The following is a 1,359-nucleotide window of genomic DNA, read 5'->3' as shown; positions in this document are numbered from 1 at the left end:
TTCTATTACAAGTAAGTCTACCAAGTAGTACCAATAGGCTTACATAGCACCTACAAAGCAAAAGTTATGACTCCAGAAAATAAGCAAATTAGTATTAACGGTAAATTTATTAGTGGATTTAAGCACATTACCTTAAATCAAAAAATTAACAACCATCATTCTTTTGAAGTAGGAATAGATTTAGAAGCCGCAGAAACCACTACGGCACACACCATTAATAAATCTAAAGAATGGCTTGGGAAAACCATACTTATTACTACTACTGGTAAAGACTTTACAGGTATTATAACTAACATTTCTTTAAACCAAAACAACGGTAATCACGGGCAAATTTTAGTTACTGGATACTCCCCTACTATTTTATTAGATGACAGTGAACTTATGCAGTCTTGGTTAAACAAACCTTTAGCAGATATTATTAGTGACACTACCAACAACCCTAAACTTAACGTTGCTATTGCTCCTGAACATACTGCTAACATAGAGTACCAAGCCCAATACCTAGAGACTAACTTTAAATTTGTACAACGTATTGCAAAACAATATAATGAGTGGTTATTTTATAATGGAGATACGCTTTTCTTTGGAAAACCTTCTCCCCAAGACGCTGTTACTATTGAGTACGGAAAAGATTTAACACAAATGAACATTGGTATACAAACCAATGCTCGTAAAATAAGCGCATTTTCTTTTAATGCAACAGATGTTCAACAATTTAACAGCAATAGTCCAGATAATCCCGCTGGCTTAAATGAACTAGGACAACACGCTTTTAACGCCAGCTTAGATACATTTTCTAACCCTACAAACGCTTTTACTTCTGCTAGAGTAAAAAACAAAGCTGATATTGATGATTATGTAATGAAAAAACAGCAAAGTGCTGCAGCAGACTCTAGTTATATTACTGGTAAATCTACTAAAAGAGGCTTAACTGTTGGTAGCATTATAGATGTAGAAACAGCTGTACTTAATGGCGCTGCAAGTTATGCTACAAAAAAACACGGGAAATATATTATTACAGAAATTACACACCATGCAAAAGAGGCTAACTACTACACCAATACCTTTGTTGCACTGCCTGCAGATATTAAAAGCTTACCAGAACCTAAAGTAGCATTGCCGGTTGCGCAAACACAAATGGCAACCGTACTAAGCAACCAAGACCCTAAAAACAAAGGAAGAGTACAAGTAAAAATGAATTGGCAATCTGGTGAAATGAAAACCTCTTGGATACGTGTTATGACACCAGATGCGGGTAGCAGTAGCAATGTACCAACCAACAGAGGTTTTGTGTTTATACCAGAAGAAGGAGACCAGGTTTTACTTGGTTTTAGGTACAACGACCCTAACAGACCTTTT

Annotated in this window: 1 protein-coding gene; it reads left to right on the top strand. The window is 35.8% G+C overall.

Features of this window, described 5'->3' with window-relative positions; all coding sequences use genetic code 11:
* Window positions 1-66: 66 nt before the first annotated feature.
* A partial coding sequence (locus tag KLA_RS17200; RefSeq protein ID WP_051456156.1) for a phage baseplate assembly protein V occupies window positions 67-1,359 on the top strand: 1,293 nt, incomplete at its 3' end.

This window comes from Cellulophaga geojensis KL-A (assembly GCF_000568425.1).
In the GTDB taxonomy this organism is placed as follows: Bacteria; Bacteroidota; Bacteroidia; order Flavobacteriales; family Flavobacteriaceae; genus Cellulophaga; species Cellulophaga lytica.
This window is presented reverse-complemented; position numbering and strand designations above follow the sequence as displayed.